This window comes from Pseudoalteromonas xiamenensis (assembly GCF_017638925.1).
Classification (GTDB): domain Bacteria; phylum Pseudomonadota; class Gammaproteobacteria; order Enterobacterales; family Alteromonadaceae; genus Pseudoalteromonas; species Pseudoalteromonas xiamenensis.
The window spans coordinates 892,234-910,546 of record NZ_CP072133.1 but is presented as its reverse complement, the minus strand read 5'-3'; the positions used below and the strand labels follow the sequence as shown (position 1 = coordinate 910,546).

Annotated in this window: 18 protein-coding genes and 1 pseudogene; 12 read left to right on the top strand and 7 right to left on the bottom strand. The window is 43.2% G+C overall.

What is annotated here, in order from left to right:
• Positions 1 to 131 precede the first annotated feature (131 nt).
• Both J5O05_RS04480 and J5O05_RS04475 read left to right on the top strand, forming a co-directional pair.
• Positions 132 to 1,073, top strand: coding sequence for a sensor histidine kinase (locus tag J5O05_RS04480; protein ID WP_208843771.1), 942 nt, complete (start codon positions 132 to 134; stop codon positions 1,071 to 1,073).
• Positions 1,070 to 1,621: a heme NO-binding domain-containing protein gene (locus tag J5O05_RS04475; protein WP_208843770.1), complete on the top strand. Its 552-nt coding sequence runs from the start codon at positions 1,070 to 1,072 to the stop codon at positions 1,619 to 1,621. The genes J5O05_RS04480 and J5O05_RS04475 overlap by 4 nt, the downstream gene beginning before the upstream one ends.
• On the opposite strand, the gene J5O05_RS04470 is transcribed toward J5O05_RS04475, so the two are convergent.
• A complete protein-coding gene (locus J5O05_RS04470) occupies positions 1,618 to 2,319 on the bottom strand; it encodes a tRNA (adenine(22)-N(1))-methyltransferase (protein WP_244369938.1) in 702 nt (233 codons plus the stop codon). The two genes, J5O05_RS04475 and J5O05_RS04470, sit on opposite strands and share 4 nt — an antisense overlap.
• A complete protein-coding gene (locus J5O05_RS04465) occupies positions 2,312 to 2,761 on the bottom strand; it encodes a MarR family winged helix-turn-helix transcriptional regulator (protein ID WP_208843768.1) in 450 nt (149 codons plus the stop codon). Before J5O05_RS04465 ends, J5O05_RS04470 begins: the two co-directional genes overlap by 8 nt.
• A gap of 102 nt (positions 2,762 to 2,863) precedes the next feature.
• Here J5O05_RS04465 and J5O05_RS04460 point away from each other — a divergent pair.
• Together J5O05_RS04460 and J5O05_RS04455 are read left to right on the top strand one after the other, a co-directional pair.
• A pseudogene (locus J5O05_RS04460) lies at positions 2,864 to 3,293 on the top strand (organic hydroperoxide resistance protein).
• Between the two features lie 133 nt (positions 3,294 to 3,426).
• On the top strand, positions 3,427 to 3,822 hold the full coding sequence (locus tag J5O05_RS04455) for a rhodanese-like domain-containing protein (protein ID WP_208843767.1): 396 nt from the start codon (positions 3,427 to 3,429) through the stop codon (positions 3,820 to 3,822).
• 126 nt (positions 3,823 to 3,948) lie between these two features.
• On the opposite strand, the gene J5O05_RS04450 is transcribed toward J5O05_RS04455, so the two are convergent.
• Entirely contained in the window at positions 3,949 to 5,916 is a 1,968-nt protein-coding gene (locus J5O05_RS04450; protein ID WP_208843766.1) for a methyl-accepting chemotaxis protein, read from the bottom strand.
• A 237-nt stretch (positions 5,917 to 6,153) separates the two neighbouring features.
• On the opposite strand from J5O05_RS04450, the gene J5O05_RS04445 reads away from it, so the two are divergent.
• A complete protein-coding gene (locus J5O05_RS04445; RefSeq protein WP_208843765.1) occupies positions 6,154 to 8,109 on the top strand; it encodes a HAMP domain-containing methyl-accepting chemotaxis protein in 1,956 nt (651 codons plus the stop codon).
• A 100-nt stretch (positions 8,110 to 8,209) separates the two neighbouring features.
• On the opposite strand, the gene J5O05_RS04440 is transcribed toward J5O05_RS04445, so the two are convergent.
• Positions 8,210 to 8,905 carry a TorF family putative porin gene (locus J5O05_RS04440; protein ID WP_208843764.1) on the bottom strand — a complete coding sequence of 232 codons (696 nt, stop codon included), beginning with the start codon at positions 8,903 to 8,905 and terminating at the stop codon, positions 8,210 to 8,212.
• A 365-nt stretch (positions 8,906 to 9,270) separates the two neighbouring features.
• Between J5O05_RS04440 and J5O05_RS04435 the strand changes: the two genes are divergently transcribed.
• From J5O05_RS04435 to J5O05_RS04420, 4 genes are all read left to right on the top strand, one after another.
• Complete coding sequence (locus J5O05_RS04435; protein WP_208843763.1) at positions 9,271 to 10,632, top strand: methyl-accepting chemotaxis protein; 1,362 nt, start codon at positions 9,271 to 9,273, stop codon at positions 10,630 to 10,632.
• Between the two features lie 52 nt (positions 10,633 to 10,684).
• Entirely contained in the window at positions 10,685 to 11,164 is a 480-nt protein-coding gene (locus J5O05_RS04430; protein WP_208843762.1) for a methyl-accepting chemotaxis protein, read from the top strand.
• A complete protein-coding gene (locus tag J5O05_RS04425) occupies positions 11,097 to 11,390 on the top strand; it encodes a methyl-accepting chemotaxis protein (protein WP_208843761.1) in 294 nt (97 codons plus the stop codon). Before J5O05_RS04430 ends, J5O05_RS04425 begins: the two co-directional genes overlap by 68 nt.
• Before the next feature lie 80 nt (positions 11,391 to 11,470).
• A complete protein-coding gene (locus tag J5O05_RS04420) occupies positions 11,471 to 11,893 on the top strand; it encodes a GFA family protein (protein WP_208843760.1) in 423 nt (140 codons plus the stop codon).
• Positions 11,894 to 11,904: 11 nt separating this feature from the next.
• Here the strand turns inward: J5O05_RS04420 and thpR are convergent, their stop codons facing one another.
• Positions 11,905 to 12,432, bottom strand: coding sequence for an RNA 2',3'-cyclic phosphodiesterase (thpR, locus tag J5O05_RS04415; RefSeq protein WP_244369785.1), 528 nt, complete (start codon positions 12,430 to 12,432; stop codon positions 11,905 to 11,907).
• 109 nt (positions 12,433 to 12,541) lie between these two features.
• Here thpR and J5O05_RS04410 point away from each other — a divergent pair, with 109 nt between their 5' ends.
• Both J5O05_RS04410 and J5O05_RS04405 read left to right on the top strand, forming a co-directional pair.
• Positions 12,542 to 12,946, top strand: a complete 405-nt coding sequence (locus tag J5O05_RS04410) for a hypothetical protein (protein ID WP_208843759.1) — start codon at positions 12,542 to 12,544, stop codon at positions 12,944 to 12,946.
• 152 nt (positions 12,947 to 13,098) lie between these two features.
• Complete coding sequence (locus J5O05_RS04405; RefSeq protein WP_208843758.1) at positions 13,099 to 13,707, top strand: lysophospholipid acyltransferase family protein; 609 nt, start codon at positions 13,099 to 13,101, stop codon at positions 13,705 to 13,707.
• On the opposite strand, the gene J5O05_RS04400 is transcribed toward J5O05_RS04405, so the two are convergent.
• Complete coding sequence (locus J5O05_RS04400) at positions 13,697 to 15,097, bottom strand: MBL fold metallo-hydrolase RNA specificity domain-containing protein (protein WP_208843757.1); 1,401 nt, start codon at positions 15,095 to 15,097, stop codon at positions 13,697 to 13,699. The genes J5O05_RS04405 and J5O05_RS04400 overlap by 11 nt on opposite strands.
• 167 nt (positions 15,098 to 15,264) lie before the next feature.
• On the opposite strand from J5O05_RS04400, the gene J5O05_RS04395 reads away from it, so the two are divergent.
• Complete coding sequence (locus tag J5O05_RS04395; RefSeq protein ID WP_208843756.1) at positions 15,265 to 16,287, top strand: acyltransferase family protein; 1,023 nt, start codon at positions 15,265 to 15,267, stop codon at positions 16,285 to 16,287.
• 67 nt (positions 16,288 to 16,354) lie between these two features.
• Here J5O05_RS04395 and J5O05_RS04390 read toward each other — a convergent pair whose 3' ends face one another.
• On the bottom strand, positions 16,355 to 18,307 hold the full coding sequence (locus J5O05_RS04390; RefSeq protein ID WP_208843755.1) for a pre-peptidase C-terminal domain-containing protein: 1,953 nt from the start codon (positions 18,305 to 18,307) through the stop codon (positions 16,355 to 16,357).
• Positions 18,308 to 18,313: the final 6 nt, after the last annotated feature.

The window sequence follows — 18,313 nt, the reverse complement described above, 5'->3', positions numbered from 1 at the left end:
AATCAAACGAAAGTATGGCAATGCTTTTTCGTCGTACGAGATTCTTGGTATTTTCTTGATCCGTTTAAATATCGAACCATACTTAAGTCATCCGATTCTTCTTTTCTTTTCCTATGGTTGCTAACACGTCAGTGGAAAAAGAGCTTGAATTAATCAAGCGTCAATTAGCGCGAGAAAAAGCGGGGCGGCAACGTGCTGAGGATTTGCTCGAAACAAAATCGCGAATGTTGTATGAGCTAAATCAGCAATTGTCTTCGACACTTGAATCATTGAAAGCTCACGAAATACAGCTTGTTCAACAAGAAAAACTGGCTTCCATTGGACAACTAGCTGCAGGGGTTGCACATGAGATTAATACGCCTGCTGGTTTTACGATGTGTAATTTGGAAGTGTTGCAACAGTACGTATTGTCGCTTCTGAACTATCAGGATTCGCTAAAAAAATCCGCAGGAATTGTTCCAAGTGATGTTCAAGCATTAGACGCACAATTTAATATCGATATGTTGCGAAAGGACATCCCTGATTTACTGGAAGAAACATTAGAAGGGATGAATCGTATTGCTGCGATTGTTAGGGAGTTACGTTCATTTGCTCGGCAAGGGGAAGACGAAAAACAATGGGTCAATATTGACCATCTGCTCAAAGAGACCTTGCATCTAGCCGCGGGACAAATTAAGTATCATGTTGAAGTGATTACTGATTTTTCAATAAAAAAAGACTTGTATTGCTCACCCGGGAAACTGAGCCAAGTATTCCTAAACCTGATTTTGAATGCAGGACAAGCGATAGAAGGGCGAGGGCACTTATGGGTTTCATCCTACGAAACGCAAGATAAAGCCGTTATTACGTTTCGTGATGATGGTATTGGCATGGACGAACAAAATAAACAAAAAGTGTTTGACGCTTTCTTTACGACTAAACCAGCTGGTAAAGGCACGGGACTCGGGTTGTCTATCTCGATGGACATCATTAATCAACACAACGGCTCCATCACGGTAGAAAGTACACTAGGGGAAGGGACTGAGTTTGTGATTGAGCTGCCAATCATTGCGAAAAGCGAGGATGATGCATGAAAGGTCATATTTTCAATTTGTTAGAAGCGTTTATCGAAGAAGTCGCAGGACAAGAAAAGCTTTTTGATATTCTGGACGCGTGCAGCTTTGACACCGAAAGCCGATTTGTAAGAACTGAAAACTACCCCGATGAACAATTGCTGGAAATAGTTGACCACGCTGTATCAGCGCTTGGGATAAGCCATGAGCAAGCTCATTACGCTTTTGGTAAATGGCTTTACTCTCGCCTTATTACCTTATTGCCACCTGAATTCACGGATTTTCCACATCCAGCGCCCATTTTAAAGAATCTAGACGATTTACATAAAGTTGAACTCAAGAAATTATACCCAGATGCTATCCCTCCTAGCTTTGACTATATTCAACATACACCAACACAAGCCGATTTAATCTATTGCTCCGCCCGCAGAATGTTTACGTTAGTCGAAGGCACATTACAGGGCATGGCGGAGCATTATGGTGTTGGTGTTACATGTAAATTAGTCACACAGTGGGAGGGTGACGAGAACAAGGCGAAATTCGAACTTACCTTTGCCACACCTGCTTAATCTGAGAACACGTTGACACCTTGGTATAGGTTTAACGCTTCGGCGGCAAGAGCACTTTGATTAGCAGCACGTTCATAGTGCTTGATTAACATATCTAAATAACGCTTTGCAATTTGTTGTGATCCGGGCGTGTTTGTTTGCCAGATTTTTTCTCCGATAGCTGAAACAGCTTGTGTTTCTTCATGTGCTCGAGTTGAAACGTAGAGTATTTCATAAACACGATTATTGTCTGTGACTAATTTTTCATCCAGAAGCGCAAGTTGTTTGTTTATGAGCATTTTGCGCAATGAGAACAAGTCACGTACTGGGCAAAGTAAAAAGTCGATATAGACATTGGGGTTGTTCGTTATGATTAGCTCAACAAACCGTGCGCTTAATTCGCCACCAACACCCGCAAGAAGGACCAAATGTCTCTCTTTTGTTGGTAACAGCTGTAATGTTGATACGTCTTCGCATAATGTTGACCATTCAATGTATTCAGGTGCATGTAATGAAAGCTGTTTATGCAATTGATCCATAATGGTCGGCACAACGTCCACAAACTTCATTGTGCGAGTTTTACTTGTACTCATCAATGACATGCCGAGTAGCCCATGATCACAACAGCAGTCCCAGATAACATCATACGTCTGCTCAGGCACCATTTCGCGGATTTGATTTAAACGAGGACTCAGTTTAGCGAGTGCATACTCAATCATTGTTGGCACAACTCTCTTTGAGAGAATTTAATTTATCTAATAACGCAGTAAGCTGTTTAACTTCATCATCACTTAAATCTGAAAACGTACAGCGCATTTGCGCAGGGATCGCTGCCGCATGTTCAGACATCTCTTTGCCTGACAAAGTTAGCTTAATGACCTTTTGGCGTTTGTCTTCTTCACCTGCCACCACGTTTATAAGTTGCTTTTCGGATAACTTTTGCAGAATGAGGCTAAGCGCTCCCGCATCAATTGTTGTGCGTTCAAGGATGTCTTTCACGACAACATTATCTTCTTCCCATAGTGCCATCATCACGACATATTGTGGGTAAGTAAGACCAAGTTGCGTCAAATGTGGCCGATATGAGCGAACAATGCGGTTCGATGCTTGATAAAGTCGATGGCAAAGTTGGTTTTTCAGCAATAGTTGTGGGTGTTTCATGGACTCCTCCAATAAGCAGAATAATACTTTGCACACAAAGTTATTGCAATCTAGATTCGAATACATATATACTTTGTATGCAAACTAAATTGGAGAGATAAAATGAAAACACTTTTAACTACAGCTTACACAGCATATGCTCAGGCAACGGGTGGTCGCGAAGGAACTGCTAAGTCAAATGACGGTCGCTTAGAGGTTTCGCTATCGACACCTAAAGCATTGGGTGGTGATGATGGACAAGGGACAAATCCTGAGCAACTCTTTGCAGCGGGTTACGTCTGCGTGCTTCATCGGTGCATTGAAATTTGTATCTGGACAAGAAAAAGTGGCTTTGCCTAAAGATGTTACGATTGATTCAGAAGTGGCGATTGGTCCAATTGAAGGAGGATTTGGTATCGCTGTTGTTCTTAACGTGCACATCCCAGGATTTGAACAAGCGGAGGCAGAAGCATTAGTTGCAAAAGCGCACCAAGTTTGTCCTTATTCAAATGCAACTCGTGGCAACATTGACGTGAAATTAAACGTACTATAAGCGACATCAAAATCGTTAGTTAAACAAATTTCGTTGGTGGTAACTTAACCGCCAACGCAATTTGATTTCCACTTACGAAAAAGAATTGTCATACTGAATCCACAAGCTCATTCACTGTATTTGAGGGAATAGTATGAATAAACTCGTCATTATTGCACTTTTTATTAGCTGCTTTTCATTCGCAAACGAATCGCCGAAAACGGTTTCTGCCGAGCAACTACTCATTAATCAAATGACTTCTGAGTCCTATCTTATTATTGATGTACGTACTCATGAAGAATTCAGTGCAGGTCATCTTAAAGGTGCTATCAATGTGCCATTTAATGAAATTGAACAGCATCAATCTGTGCTCAGTGATTTGGTTGGCAAGCGAGCGGTTGTTTATTGTCGATCAGGAAGAAGGGCTGGAATCTTTATCGATACGATGCAAGATAAGGGCATCGAACTTGTTCATTTGGATGGGGATTATCAAGGCTGGACAAAAGCGGCATTACCCGTTGTGAAAGCGGTAGGGTCCTCACAAAAATAGGGTTTGATTTGTTTTGGGGCGGGTTTACCTGTCTTTATACCGACAGAGCGTGCAACAAACCAGTCTTAAGTCGTTAAGCCAAAGCAGCTTTAGTCAAGGACGTTTCTAACGTCCTTAATATCTTCCTTAAAGTATAAAGTGAGCAACGTTGTTCAATAGTACTCGATTGTTTTTTTCGAGTAGTTTTAGTTCATCCACTAAATCATGCATGTTTTTAATGACGGCATTTGTTTCTCGGCCTATTTCGCTTACCTGATCACTAACATGATTTGCGGCAAGGCTTTGTTGGTCGCTCGCACTATTAATTGAATCAAGTTGTCCTTTGATATGCTTGACTTGAGTTGAAACTCCTTTGATGTGGTCAAGTGCTTTGTCGCTATTTGTCACCGTATGCGTGCTGGCTTCATGAATTTGCTTCATCACGTCTTGGAGGGAAGCGGCTTCGAGCTTTATCGATTCAAGTACAACACCAATCTCGCCAGTTGCATCCTTAGAACGGATAGCGAGCTGCCTTACTTCGTCCGCAACAACAGCAAAACCTCGGCCACTTTCACCGGCTCTTGCGGCTTCAATGGCCGCATTTAAGGCCAAAAGATTAGTTTGTTCTGCAATACTGTTGATGCTATCCAAAATGCTGACAATCGATTGGCTTTTATTGTTCAGGTGTTCGGCGCTTTCAAACGCTTTTTCATTCATCGCACGCAGAGAATCAATAGAAGACTTAGAATCATGCGTGATGGTCTGAGTCGTTGTGGCGTTTAATGCCAGTGTTTCGATACTTGAAAGTGTCTGGTGCATACTGGATTGGATGTCATCTGTGCTTTGCGCAACTTGGTTCGATGCGGTCACAATGGATTGCAGGCTAACATTTGCGGCGGTCATTTCATCATTTACCGAGGTAATGACGTGACCAACCGTTGCGACTTTATTCGACACTTCTTCGATATTGTCTTTGAGCTGTTTTACCAGTTTTCCCTGAGAGGTAAGTACTCGGTCGACGGATTGACTAATTAACGCAAGTTCATCCGTGCTCTGGTCGTTTATCCTAACTGTGAGATCCCCATTTTGTGTTACAGTCTCTAAAGTGCGCTGGATAGTGGCGAGTTTGGATGTCAGTCCTCGGATAACTCGCAGTGTGAAAAGGACAACAAACAAGCTTAACCCGATGATTAAAGTTGATTCGATCCAAAGTTTTGTTTGGCCACTCTCAATTTCCAGCCTTAATCTTTCGATCAGTTTTAGTTTGTGATTTTCAATCAACGCTTTTAGCTGGCCAATAACCTCAGTCGATGCCCCAAACCACTCACTTGGCGTAGGTAGGTTTGTTGCAAGCGCCCCCTCAGGCGCTTGACTTAACTCGGCTAAAATGTCATCGACGAACTGTGCTTTTTGGCTATTGAGAATAGTCTTAACGTTGTCTGCAAACTTGGGTTTGTTGACGGCGAGTTTGCTGTAACGAGTGAAAAACTCATAGTAGAGCACTAGATCAGATTGACTGGCTTTCGAGAGATTTTTTGACGCCAGCATCCCATTGGCCTTCCCTCGTAGTTGCCCCAAATGCTCTTTAGTTTTGGCAAGATAATACAAACCTAATAAATCTTGGCGTAACTCATCGTGTTCAAGACTGACGGTGCTTTCCACCATTAAGGCGAGTGCCTTGGCATTTAAATCTGAGTAAAACAAGAAAGCGGTAGGCGCTTTACGGCTGTCTACGTCATGACGAATGTTGTTTTTGTTCTGAGCTTGAGTCTCTATAGCGTCCGTAAGAGACTGAAATGAGGACAATACTTGATAATTTAGCGCTTTCAATGTGGTTAAACTGCCGTCAGCAACGCGCCGCTGTTCGTTTAATTTTGCTAAGGTGGCGGCGTTGCCACTTCCCACATAGCCTGCGGATAAGCCGCGTTCCACAGCAAAGTGATGCGCAACATTGTCCGCCATTAATGCCACTTCGACACGTTGACGGTCCTTTTCTAAACTATCCAAATGTGCGTAATCTGAATAGATTAAACTGGATGACACAATACATATGCCTGTCACAAAGACGAACGATAAAAAGTACAGCGCATGCTTAAAAGAGATATTACTTAGCATGAATCGGTTTCCTTGATTCACAATCTATTCAAGTGAGTATTCACTAAATCTAGTAATGTTTTCGTAAATATTCAAAAAACAAAATTGAAATTAAACAGCGTGTTGCTTTCCAGTTGGGAAAATTTTTGCCTTTTCGCTTGAACCGTTGGTTTTAGGAATTCATTACATTGACGGATTGAGGATTTTAACTCATACCTTTGTTTAACCTTGTTTTGAATGTGTTAGGGAAGTCTAAGCATGTTAAAGAAGCTGCCACTCCATCAGTTGCTTGCGGTTTCATTTGGCTCAATGATAGTCCTGATTCTATTTTTGGCTGCCTTTTCTTACCTGTCATTGACAAGTGGGCATGATGGTTTTGTCGAATACCGAAAAATAGCTAGAAGTTCGAATGCCTTATCGCACATTCAGGGGAACTTGCTGAGTGTAAGAATATCCGCAGTTAAGTATCTTAAAGAACAATCGCCATCGTTAATTACTGAGTTTAATCAGCGAACTAAGTTATTAGAAGATGAACTCAGCACGTTGGAAAGCAAGTTTGATGACACAAACCTCATTGCAAGGATTGAACAGTCATCTTCTCAAGTAAAAGACTATGAAAAAGCGTTTTATCAAATCGTCGAACTGTTCAATACGCGCGACAAACTGGTTAACGAACAGATGAATGTCGTCGGCTCAAATATGTATAAAGAAGTCCAGAAATTAGAAGAAGAATCTCAAAAACGTGAAAGCATTCAATTTCTACATGAAGTCACCTTGCTGCAAGGTGACTTACTCAATGGCCGCTTGTTCGCAATGAAATTTTTGGGAACAAATTCTGCGGAAGATTTCGGCATTGCGAAGCAGGCGTTCGAAAATGTACGACAAGAAATTGCACGTGTTCGGGGTTTAGCTGATACCGAGGACGAGCTGGCCGTGCTGCAAAATTTAAACGTTGAGGTAGAAACTCATCTAAGTGCTTTGGTTAAAGTTCAAGAAACTATCCTGTCTCGCAACCAAATTATCAACGACAAACTTAATACCATAGGTCCTCGTATTGCCTCTGAAATTGAAACCATTAAATTAGAGTTGAAGAAAAAACAAGACATCTTAGGTCCAAAAATCCAAGCTCAAAGTGAATCATCGGTCTTTTGGATAAAAGTGATAGCTGTTGTTGTGGTTGGCTTGGGCATGCTATTTAGTTGGTTTAATACCAAAATAATTAAAGCTCCAATTGGCGGTGAACCTCGAGATATTGCAAAGATTGCGCAAAGAATAGCAAAGGGCGATCTTCGTGAGGCGTTGAGCGCTGATGGCAATCAGGCAAATATTTACAATTCCATGGCTCTGATGAACGAGTCTTTAAGAGACATGATTACAAATATTTTTAGCAGTGCTCGGTCGCTGTGTGGGACATCGGAACAAGTCAGCAAAATTACGGATGATTCAAAGCGTAATGCGGAAGATCAAATGGACCAACTCACGCAAACATCAACCGCAATGGACGAAATGAGTACCACGGTCGCTGAAATTACGCGTAATGCGCAAATGGCCTCTGAGGCTGCAACACATGCCGATGCCGCAACAGAAAGTGGTTTTAACGCTGTACATGATACAAAAGCGTCCATGGACGAGTTAGTGGAAAGTATTTCACAGGTGAGCGACACAATAGCGAAACTGGCCCAAGAAACGGAGTCGGTTGGCTCCATTTTAGATGTGATCCGCGCAATCGCAGACCAAACAAACTTACTGGCACTAAATGCCGCGATTGAAGCTGCGCGAGCAGGGGAACAAGGTCGAGGTTTTGCGGTAGTTGCAGATGAAGTGAGAAGCCTTGCAAGTCGTACTCAAAATAGTACTGAAGAAATTCATGGCATGATTTCAAATTTACAGAACGAGGCAAAAAAGGCCGTGGATGCGATGGGACGAAACGTTAACTTTGTCACCACAACGTCGCAAAAGATGAACTCGGCGGAAGACGCATTAGGCACTATCTCAAATGCGGTCGGGACGATGCGCGATATGAACGTGCAAATTGCAAGTGCATCTGAGGAACAGAGTGTGGTGACAGCGCAATTAACGCAAAGTGTAAAATTGATAAGTGATGGTGCGATTGGCACGGCAAAGGGCGCGGAACTTGCAAAACAAGAAGCAGAAAAATTGCTCCAGTTGTCTCAAGAGCTTGAAGGTATTGTTGCACAGTTCAAACTGCATTAGGCGTTTGAGGTTGTTGTTTGGATCCTTTGTGGTCTGAATTCGATGGGTGTGAGACAAGCTCAGGGTACTCAAAGGGCGCTTGTCTCAGCTTTTTGAATAACTAGAACGTGAATGCCTTACTGATGGAAAGAAGAATAGCCGTATCACCCCAACGCTCTTTTAATGTTGTTGTGTGAACCCCTAAACCGATATCAAAACCATTGAAACTGGTGCGTGCCATGACTTGGCCATGTGTGAATGCACGTTTCCCTTCCCAGTTCCAGGCGTCTAGATTTGTACTTGTTGATCTATCAACTGCCGCAAATACATTCCACTGGTCATTAATTGGAAAAGTATGGGCAGCTTGAATGATGTAGTGTCCACCCCCAAATCCAAAATAATCCCATGCATACCAGAAGTTTAATTGTGAGTTTTGGTAGCTGAACTTTGCGTACACTTCTTGAAAGTTCAAATCGCTGGCCGTGTCATCGCCATGGTAAGTATATTGATTAATGGCCGTATCAACGGTTATCCCATTATCCAATTCAGTGTAATAACCGACATAGCCGTCAAATTCTAGCCATATTCCGCTGCCATAATCGACATTAGAGGACCAAAGGCCAGCATAGACGCCATTACCAAAATCATAATTTAAGTTAGGTTGCAATGCTGGGTTTTTGTCGGTTTGTGATACGCCGTTAAATAGGTAGTTGTTCACCAGCGTGACTGTCGCAGACAAGTTTGCCTGAGCGCTAAGCGGAGCGAGTACAAAAGCAAAGGCGATTGCGCTTTTGGTGAGCTGACGAGTACGAGTCATGTCGTATTCTCCCATTTTTATTTAGATATAGAGGATGATGACAACTTAAAAGTAATCGGAAATTTTCCAACTTGCCAAATATTTGTCCTCTACCATACTCAAGTTTATCGAACTTAACTGGTAAGTTTGATGACGTATAAGTGTGATTTTGTTGAATTTCAACGTCGAAGAGTCGGTAGCTGTCACTGAACAAGGGTGTTAGAAAAGCAGTGCCTTAATCTGTTGAACTTCAGCAATGCGATACAATTAAAGGAAATAATGGCACAAGATAGTTTTTATGTGAAAGAAGTTGGTTCGTACACGTTGTGCAGCCAAACTTAATTACAAAATTGAATTAAATAATTAGACGTAAAAGGGAGCAAGACATGCTTCAATTTCAATTTACTACAATGCGAGTGCAAATAGCAGTCGTGGCCGCAAGTTGTTTAGTTTTAGCGGTTTTAGCGACGATTGCCTATGGGGTAATGAGTTCTTCCGCGCTATTTTCGAATCACAACCAAGCGAACGAAAAGTTATTTATAAAACAAGTTGATGAATCGCTTAAAGCGCAGCTACTGCAACAAGCAGATCAAGTCGAGGTACTTGTTACTGAAAGCCTTGGTGTTGCACGGGGACTTAGCGAGACAACATCCGCTGCGATAAAAGCTCAGATGCCGTTAAGCCGTGAGCAATATAGCCAATTTGTGAAAGAGGCGATGCTGTCACATAAATCGCTCCTCGGCGCCTACATTGTTTGGGAACCGAACGCAGTCGATGGTCGAGATTCGGAATTTGCCAGAAATTCAAACCACTCAACGGAAACAGGACAGTTTGGGCCATATTGGACACGCGGCAGTGGCGGAAATTTGGATATCCAACCCGTAACGGCAGATGACGTATATAACGAAAGCCGCAATAGCCGAGGCTTACGCTTAAATGAATGGTATCTGTGCCCACGAGATAAAAAGTCGAGCTGTATTACCGACCCAGCTGTTTGGGATGTGCAAGGTGTGCCAACCTTAATGACGTCAATTGTTCACCCTATATATATCAACAACGAATTTAAGGGGTTAACAGGTGTTGATATTTCCATGGCGTTTTTGCAGAAATTACTGGAAGACTTAGATGAGGAGCTGTTTGCAGGACAAGGTGCACTAAAACTGGTTTCAAACAAAGGTTATTGGGTTGCGGATACCGAAAATCCCAACGTGGTTGGCAACATGCTGGATGAGGCGAAATGGCAGTCGGTAGAGCCGCTTGTTGAGGCTGCAACACCAAGATTTGTTGAAATGGGTGAAGATTACGTCGTCACCGTGCCAATAAAGTTTGAAGCATTTAAAACACCTTGGCTGCTTGAGTACCGAGTTCCAAAACGAGTTGTGTTAGCAGAAGTTGTCGCCATGCAAACCGCACTTGAACAAGAGTTCAACCAAAGCACGGCATTACAACTTATACTCGCCGCGGTAATCGCTGCTGCGGGTGTCTCAATTTTGTATGTAGTTGCTGGACAGATAGCAAGGCCGTTGCAACTATTGACCGACAAGGTAGAAGAATTAGCCACCTCTGACGGTGATTTAACCAGTCGCGTAGAGATAAATCGTAAAGATGAGATAGGGCAACTAGCCTCAGCGCTAAACCTCTTTTTAGATAAAACCCATCGAATTGTTGGTGATACGGCCACACTTGTGAGGCTCTCTTCGTCAGTCGTCGGATGTCAGTGCGGAAATTTCAACGCGCACAAACCATGAAATTAGTCTTCAACAACAGGCGATTGAGCAAGTGGTGACCGCGGTGACGGAAATGTCGGCGACGGCCTCTGAGGTGGCGGGGCAGGCGTCAAGAACTGCCGATTTAGCAAATGAAGCAACGCTTTCGGTAAAAGAAGGTGATGTTTCCGTTGCTCAAACGGAGCAGGTAGTCACAACGTTAAGCACAAGTATGATTGAAGCGTGTGAGTTGATGGTGCAGCTGGAAAAGTCGAGCACGAGCATCAACAGCATTGTGGAAGTGATCCGCAATATTTCTGAACAAACCAATCTACTTGCGTTAAATGCGGCGATTGAAGCGGCTCGCGCAGGTGAACAAGGCCGCGGGTTTGCGGTGGTTGCAGATGAAGTTCGGAATTTAGCGTCTCGTACTCAGGCATCAACTGTTGAAATCCAAGGCATCATCAGTGAGACTCACTGGGTGTACCCAGCAGGCTGTGACTGCGATGAATCAAAACCAAGAAATGGTCGAAAACTGCAAGCAAAGCGCCGCAGATGCAAAAGCAAAACTTGATTTGGCTATCGCTGCAGCAGCACAAATTAGTGATGCGGCGACGCAAATTGCCAGTGCAGCGGAAGAACAAAGTGTCGTCAGTGAAGATATAAATCAGAACGTGACGAACATTAGCGGTGCTGTTCATAGCTTGAATCAAGCGGCGTCGGATGCGGCTACACAAAGTAAGCTTATTGCACAAGTTGCCAAAGACATTAATAAGCAAATCGGTAAATTTAAATACTAGTAGGTTGTTGCAAAGGATAGACATAACGTGTATTCACCGTTAGGGTCGTATTTTAAGTAATTATTTTATAAGGAAGGTAGATGAGTAATCCATTGCGAGTTCAATGTCTTTGTAAAGCCGTGACCGTTGAGACGTCAGAATTAAAACCCCATGTCGGAGCATGTCACTGTTCAATGTGCCGGAAATGGGGTGGTGGGCCATTTTTGGCCGTAGAAAGCCAAGGACAAGTCACCGTAACGCCGACCGACGCGGTATCGGTCTTTTCATCATCGGAATGGGCTGAGCGTGGATTTTGTAAAACTTGTGGTACTCATCTTTTTTATCGATTAAAGGCGAATAACCACTACATTCTGCCTGCAGGACTTTTCGCCGATGAAGGAGAATTGACGTTCGATCATCAGATTTTCATTGATGAAAAACCTGCCTACTATGAGTTTGCCAATGAGACTAAAACAATGACAGGCAAAGAAGTGTTTGAACAATTCGCGAATGTACCTGAATAAATTTACCTAATTTAGTAAGAACGTTTTAATGGAATCATAAATGAAGTACCTTTTTCATTTCGGTGTGAATGATAAAGGTGGAATCTATCTACGGGAACGATCAGTGGCTCAATGGGGTTTACTACTTCAGGTTGTTTTTTTACCCCACGACATAAGGTGATGTGCGGAGAAAATGGGTGTGGGTTGGTGTAAATATTCAACTTTTCGCCGACGTCACGCAGAGGCTCCGCAAGCGCCGATAATGCAGTTGGAGGTGAGTTTGGCTTCAAATAAAATATCCCTGAATGTTGCCAGTATGCGGTTTCTTCGAAGGTTAACGAGAACGGAGCAACGTTCAGCTTAGCAGCATTCTCAATTAAGGCTTGTGCATCGTCATCCTTAACCATGCCATAAAATGCAAGCGTAAGATGCAAATTGTAGGGGGCTGTGAAAGGGCGTGAAGTATGAACGCTGTGCATTAACCACGCAGAAATTTGCTCAATTGCTTGGTTTTTTAGACCAATCCCAAAAAACAATCGACGGTTGCCTGTTTCCAACATCAATACCTTCATTAATAAAAAGTAAATAAATAGTATATAAAACGATCATCTGAAAATGACCTAATAGCACTGCAATACATTCTATTTTATCAACAAAGGAACTACAAAAATGAAAACAAGTATCGCACTTGCAGTATTAGCTACATTGACGTTATCTGTTCAAGCTGAAACATTATCACTGAAAGCATCAAATGCAGAAGGCGCTGCGTTTGAGCGTGCTGAGCTGTCTATGGTTGAACAAAATGGCACATTGGCGACAGGTGCTGTCACTTACTATGGTCCAAAAGTATGGGTTAATGGTAACCTTCGTTCGTTCTTCGTAAATCCTACAAATGGCAATCAATTCTGTGAAGAACGTGGTCATAATCAAGAAGTGTCGGGCAGCACGATTCTTTGTGGTGAAGACGAATCTAGCTATGCAACATACGATTGGTACGGTAAAGCGTGGACTTCTTCAAGCACAGGTAGTAAAAACCAGTGTTATCAATTGTACGCAACAATTAAATGTCAGTAATCGCAATGTACGCGATGATTAATAGGTAGACGGGATAGTTTATTTCTTGCGCTATTTATTAACTTTCACGAAATTGAGGCTAACTTTTCTCATCTGGCATCTATTTGCACCAAACTGGTGCTATGCTAAAGTGTAAAGAAAAAAGTTAGCCTATGAACATAAACATTCCACCGTGTATTCCACGAACAAATAGTCGTGTCGGACGCCTTATCGGAGATCTCGCCCTAAAATGTATGGGGTGGAAGGTGTCGGGGAGTTTTCCCGAGCACGCAAAATTTGTAGCTGCTGTTGCGCCTCACACGTCCAACTGGGATTTTATTATTGGCATTGCGGTCAAATTGTCGCTCGGTGTTAAGATCCGCTTTTTAGGTAAACACACCATCTTTATAGGGCCTGTTGGTTGGTTGTTAAAGCACTGGGGTGGAATCCCCGTCGACAGACGTTCAGCGCATGGGGTTGTCGGTGAAGCAAAAGCGATTTTCGACAATAATGAACAGCTCATTTTAGGGTTGGCGCCTGAAGGTACTCGCAAATACAGTCCAGAATGGAAAAGTGGTTTTCTATATATCGCCAAAGAAGCAAACGTCCCTGTTGTCCCAATGGCACTTGATTACCGTACAAAAACGTTTGTCGTGCTGCCCGCAGAACCTGTGGGGGATAATATCGAGGATGAATTACAACGATTTAAAGCGTTATTTCCAATTGAAATGGCCAAATACCCTAAACAGGTTTCTGGCCAACAAACGGACTCTAAAAACTAAACAGTTCACCTTCATGTGGGATCATGGCTTTGACGTGGTAGTCGCTCCAAAGCGATTGCGCCAGTGATTCTAACGCATTGACTTCGCCATGAACGAGGATCGTTTTTGGCGAATCTTTGAAATGTTGTTGCCATTCCATAAGCTGTGTTTTACCTGCGTGAGCCGAGAATCCACCCAAAGTCTCAATTTGCGCTTTAACAGCAATCTGTTCACCAAATAACTTAACGTGTTTAATGCCATCCACTAGTAACCGCCCTAAGCTGTTGCGGGCTTGAAAGCCGACAAAAATAACGGTGGTATCGGTTCGCCATAGGCGATGTTTAAAATGTTGGCGAATGCGACCTCCAGTACACATTCCTGAGCCTGCAATGATTATCGCGCCACCTTTAATACGGTTAAGTGCCATTGATTGTTCTGGGTCTGGTGTAAGGTGCAAATTGGGCAAAAAGGATTGCAATGAATCGTAGTTGTACTTGGCAAGATGATTCATCGCTTTCTTGTCCAAGAGTGCAGCCCAGCGGTCGTAAATTTCAGTAACGGCAATAGCCATTGGACTATCTAAAAAGACTTGCCATCCTTCAAGTTTTCCTTGGTGATACAAACACCCTAAGTGAAAGAGTAATTCTTGTGTCCGGCCAACGGCAAATGACGGGATCAGTACGTTGCCTCCTTGCTTTTTCGCTTTGTCGAGCAATTCGGCGAATTGGCTACACGTATTGGTGTAGTTTCGATGATCTCTGTCACCGTAGGTGCTTTCCATCATGAGTACATCAGCGTGATAAACCGCAGAAGGGGCTTTCATTAGCACAGTATCAGGATTCCCTAGGTCTCCAGAAAAGACCAGTACTTTACGTTCTCCACGTTCGGTAAGTGTGAGTTCAACAATCGAAGATCCTAAAATGTGGCCAGCATCTCTAAATTTAAGTACACCAGCGGAGCCAATTGAAATGGATTCTAAGTAATCGTACGTTTGGCAAAGCGACAAGGTTTTTTGCACATCTGTTTGTTCGATAATCGGTTGCAGCGGACCTTCACCTTGTCTAGCTCGCCGGATATTTTCTCTTTCAAGATCATGTAAATAGATGGACACGGCGTCTTTGAGCATGACTTCAAGTAATGCTTTGGTGACATGAGTACAATAAATTCGGCCATGAAAACCTTGTCGAACCAATTTCGGCAACATGCCACTGTGGTCTAAATGCGCGTGTGACAGAATGACTGCATCAATCTGCTGTGGGTTAAACGCAAATTGTTTTTGGTAAAGTTCTCCATCATCCCCACCTTGTTCCATTCCACAATCAAGGAGAACTTTCCCGATGGCCGTTGACTCAATGAGGTGGCAAGAGCCGGTCACTTGCTGCGTCGCGCCATGAAAATGAATTGTTGCCATATGCCTTCCTTTTTCTTAAAGCATACTCTTGTATATAGGCTAAGGTATTGCGATAAAACAAGAAAAGAGTAAAAGCGTGACACCAAAAAAGTAGACTTCCATTCGACTAACTGATTGAATAATCGAATTTTTGTATAGTAAGCGGATTGTTGCCGAAAGGAAGTTCGATGGAAATTAGAAAACTGAACGCGCTAAGGGCGCTGGCTGCGTTAATTGTGTTCGTTACTCATTTTAGCGATGTATCGGGTTGGTTTTCTGGTCGATTGGGTGGCGGAGCAGGGGCTTATGGCGTCATGTTATTTTTTATGCTGAGCGGTTTTCTGATGGCGCATTTGTATTGCTCGCAAACCTGGTCGGCGGCGAATGTACGGCGTTATGTGATTGCGAGGATTGCTCGGATAGTGCCGCTTTATTTGGTCATTGTGACCGTCTCTTTTGTCCTTTCTCTAATGGATAACAACGGTCTGTATACGATTCCAAATGCGGCTGCATTGATGGGGCATTTGTTGTTTTTATATGGTGATAGTGTGCTTTGGTCTATTGCGCCTGAGGTTCAATTCTATGTTGTGTTTATCGGGCTTTGGGCACTTGCAATGAATAAACCAGGGTTTATCTATTTGATTGTAGTTGTCGTCTTAATTGCGCTCTTTTTCAGTAACTTCCCCAAAGTGTACGGTGAATTTTTAGGTATTCCTTACAACGAATTTAATGTGTTGCGAAGTTTCCCCTATTTCTTCGTCGGTGTATTATTTGGTATGAATCATCGCAAAATAGACATTCCAGATTACTTAAAGTCACATTGGTTTATTTTGAGCCTTGTATTGATTGTCTTGATGTATCCTTCCTTCTCACCCATCACGTCAGACGCTAAAAATCGAATGTGGTTAAGTTATGAAGTCTTACTGGTCATGGGCAGTATCTTTTTTGCCATCCTCTATTTGGTGCCTGACACCAATGTTCTGCTATCCAATGATCTAACTGACTTTTTAGGGAAAATCTCCTATTCACTCTACTTACTGCACCTACCGATTATTCGCATCGTGGAGCATTGGGAATTCAGCGTAGAATTAAAACTACTCGCGTCATTGAGCTTGAGTATCGCTTTGGCTTATTTATCGTTTCGATATTTTGAATATCCCATTGCACAATGGATCAAGCGCCAAGTGAGTACTTCACGTTCAGTGGCTTAAAAATCCGCTCGTTGAAATGCTACTCCCTTGAATATATTTTTATTTATCAAAGGAGTAGCAAATTGGTTTAATAAGCGTAATTTAAGGTTAAACCACTATATGCAGCGTAAGCGCGAACACCGATGTACCACGTGCCAGCTTTTGGCGTATTTAACGTACATGTTTCGGCATTGCCATCTTTATATGGGCGGCAATCAAAGCTACCAGTTGAAGGTTCACTTCCTTGACGTACATATAAATCAGCATCGCCTGTACCACCAGAGGTTTGTACTGTAAGTGATTTAACATTAGCAGGTAATTCAAATGTTAAGCGGTACCACTCGTCTTTTGCAGCAGAAAGGTTTGTTTTGGTATCACCGCCATGAGGTTCCGTTGTCGTGCCAGATTGATACTGTGCTTTTAAGCTCAGTCCGGTAAAGTCTTTATATGCATTCAACTGAATGTAATACGTACCTTGTTGCGGAGTTACAATCGTACAGGTTTCATTATTACCCGTTTCATATGGACGACAATCAAAGCTATTGTCTGTCGGCTCTGAACCAAATTTCACGTACAAGTCTGCATCTCCCGTCCCCCCTGAACTGCTAACAACAAGGTCGGAAGCATTGTTGGGGACTTGCAGCGTAAAGTTCAGTTTTTGTGATTTTGCCGCAGACAAATTACTGCGAACTTCGCCGTTTTGCAGTTCAGTCAGATCAGGGTCAACAGGACCGTCGTCTTTTATTTTGACTAAACCATTGCTTGCTTTAACCAGCGTCATCGCATCGCCGACGGTTGCTGCACTCCACCAATTTACGTTCACAGGTAACGCAATCGGGTCGGCATCACGAGCAGATTGAGACAGCGCATCGGCGTTAGCGTCAAACTGAGCAGTACGCACAACTAATTCATCAGTAGTCACCGTGATAACCTTGAATTGCTGAATACTCGCAAGATCGATGGTCCAATTCTTAGGATCATTCGCTGAGCGAGCTGGCGCACCCCAGCTACCTTCGCCGACGTAAACCGTACCACCTGAGGTGGTTGCGCTGAAATTACTGCCAGAGGGTTGCACTGGGTAAGTCAGTTTATTGATGTGGGTATCGGATTCCACAATTAAGTGCATACCTTTGCTGTAAAACTGGGATGCCCACCAATTATAAAGTGTCGTATTGTCTGACTTGCCGCTGTAATGCGGGAACATCGGCTTGTGATACTGGCCAAATTTCCAAGTGTTTTGGCTGACCGACAAATCATTATTAAGCCAGTTATTCATGGCGGTGGCATAACTTGACCAACCCGAGTTCTGGAATTGGCTATTTAACGTGTACACGCGCAACAGAGGAGAAATGTTTACTGCTCCGTAGGTATCATTCGCATTACACTGACCATCTTGGTTGTAGTCGACACCAAACACCTCACACAAGGTATTAAAGTTACCATCTTCGTGATTGCCGTGTGTCGCGATAAACGGATAGATACGCTTGTAGCTTTGGCCATCAATCACGTCATCAGAAAAAGTTAACTGCCAATCCTTTAAATATTCAGTCATTTCAGAACTGTTATTGGCATTGGTGTAGTCGCCGCCATGCATGATAAACAAAGGACGTAATTTGGCGATTAACAGATTACCTTGGCGGCGTGTTGTCCAGCCCGTGCGCGTATCACCGCCGGCGACTACCGTGAAACCTGAGCTATCACTTGGTGCGGTTTGAAACCACAAACGTTCGCCGCATCCGGTCGAATCACAAACCCGGTAATACACTTTTGAGTTTGCGTTTAAGCCTGTTAATTTTACGAACTGGCTGGATAGACTTGAAAAGCTTCTGCTGGCGGTCACGTTGGCTCGTTTCCAAGTTGTTTCATTGCTTGAACTTCCCCACATGACGTGATGATCGTTACCCCCACTCGGTGTAAAACCGATTGTGGCTTGAGTCTCAGCATAGCCGTCCCAAACCAGTCGATGGTATAGGCTTCCCGCTTCAGCGCTTAGTGAAAGCCCAACAGCGGTCAGGCTCACTAGCATGCTTACTTTATTCATTGTTGT

Coding starts and splice junctions, on each gene's coding strand:
- J5O05_RS04475 (WP_208843770.1), top strand. CDS start 1,070: ATGAAAGGTCATATTTTCAATTTGTTAGAAGCGTTTATCGAAGAAGTC.
- J5O05_RS04470 (WP_244369938.1), bottom strand. CDS start 2,319: ATGATTGAGTATGCACTCGCTAAACTGAGTCCTCGTTTAAATCAAATC.
- J5O05_RS04465 (WP_208843768.1), bottom strand. CDS start 2,761: ATGAAACACCCACAACTATTGCTGAAAAACCAACTTTGCCATCGACTT.
- J5O05_RS04455 (WP_208843767.1), top strand. CDS start 3,427: ATGAATAAACTCGTCATTATTGCACTTTTTATTAGCTGCTTTTCATTC.
- J5O05_RS04450 (WP_208843766.1), bottom strand. CDS start 5,916: ATGCTAAGTAATATCTCTTTTAAGCATGCGCTGTACTTTTTATCGTTC.
- J5O05_RS04445 (WP_208843765.1), top strand. CDS start 6,154: ATGTTAAAGAAGCTGCCACTCCATCAGTTGCTTGCGGTTTCATTTGGC.
- J5O05_RS04440 (WP_208843764.1), bottom strand. CDS start 8,905: ATGACTCGTACTCGTCAGCTCACCAAAAGCGCAATCGCCTTTGCTTTT.
- J5O05_RS04435 (WP_208843763.1), top strand. CDS start 9,271: ATGCTTCAATTTCAATTTACTACAATGCGAGTGCAAATAGCAGTCGTG.
- J5O05_RS04430 (WP_208843762.1), top strand. CDS start 10,685: ATGTCGGCGACGGCCTCTGAGGTGGCGGGGCAGGCGTCAAGAACTGCC.
- J5O05_RS04425 (WP_208843761.1), top strand. CDS start 11,097: ATGAATCAAAACCAAGAAATGGTCGAAAACTGCAAGCAAAGCGCCGCA.
- J5O05_RS04420 (WP_208843760.1), top strand. CDS start 11,471: ATGAGTAATCCATTGCGAGTTCAATGTCTTTGTAAAGCCGTGACCGTT.
- thpR (WP_244369785.1), bottom strand. CDS start 12,432: ATGTTGGAAACAGGCAACCGTCGATTGTTTTTTGGGATTGGTCTAAAA.
- J5O05_RS04410 (WP_208843759.1), top strand. CDS start 12,542: ATGAAAACAAGTATCGCACTTGCAGTATTAGCTACATTGACGTTATCT.
- J5O05_RS04405 (WP_208843758.1), top strand. CDS start 13,099: ATGAACATAAACATTCCACCGTGTATTCCACGAACAAATAGTCGTGTC.
- J5O05_RS04400 (WP_208843757.1), bottom strand. CDS start 15,097: ATGGCAACAATTCATTTTCATGGCGCGACGCAGCAAGTGACCGGCTCT.
- J5O05_RS04395 (WP_208843756.1), top strand. CDS start 15,265: ATGGAAATTAGAAAACTGAACGCGCTAAGGGCGCTGGCTGCGTTAATT.
- J5O05_RS04390 (WP_208843755.1), bottom strand. CDS start 18,307: ATGAATAAAGTAAGCATGCTAGTGAGCCTGACCGCTGTTGGGCTTTCA.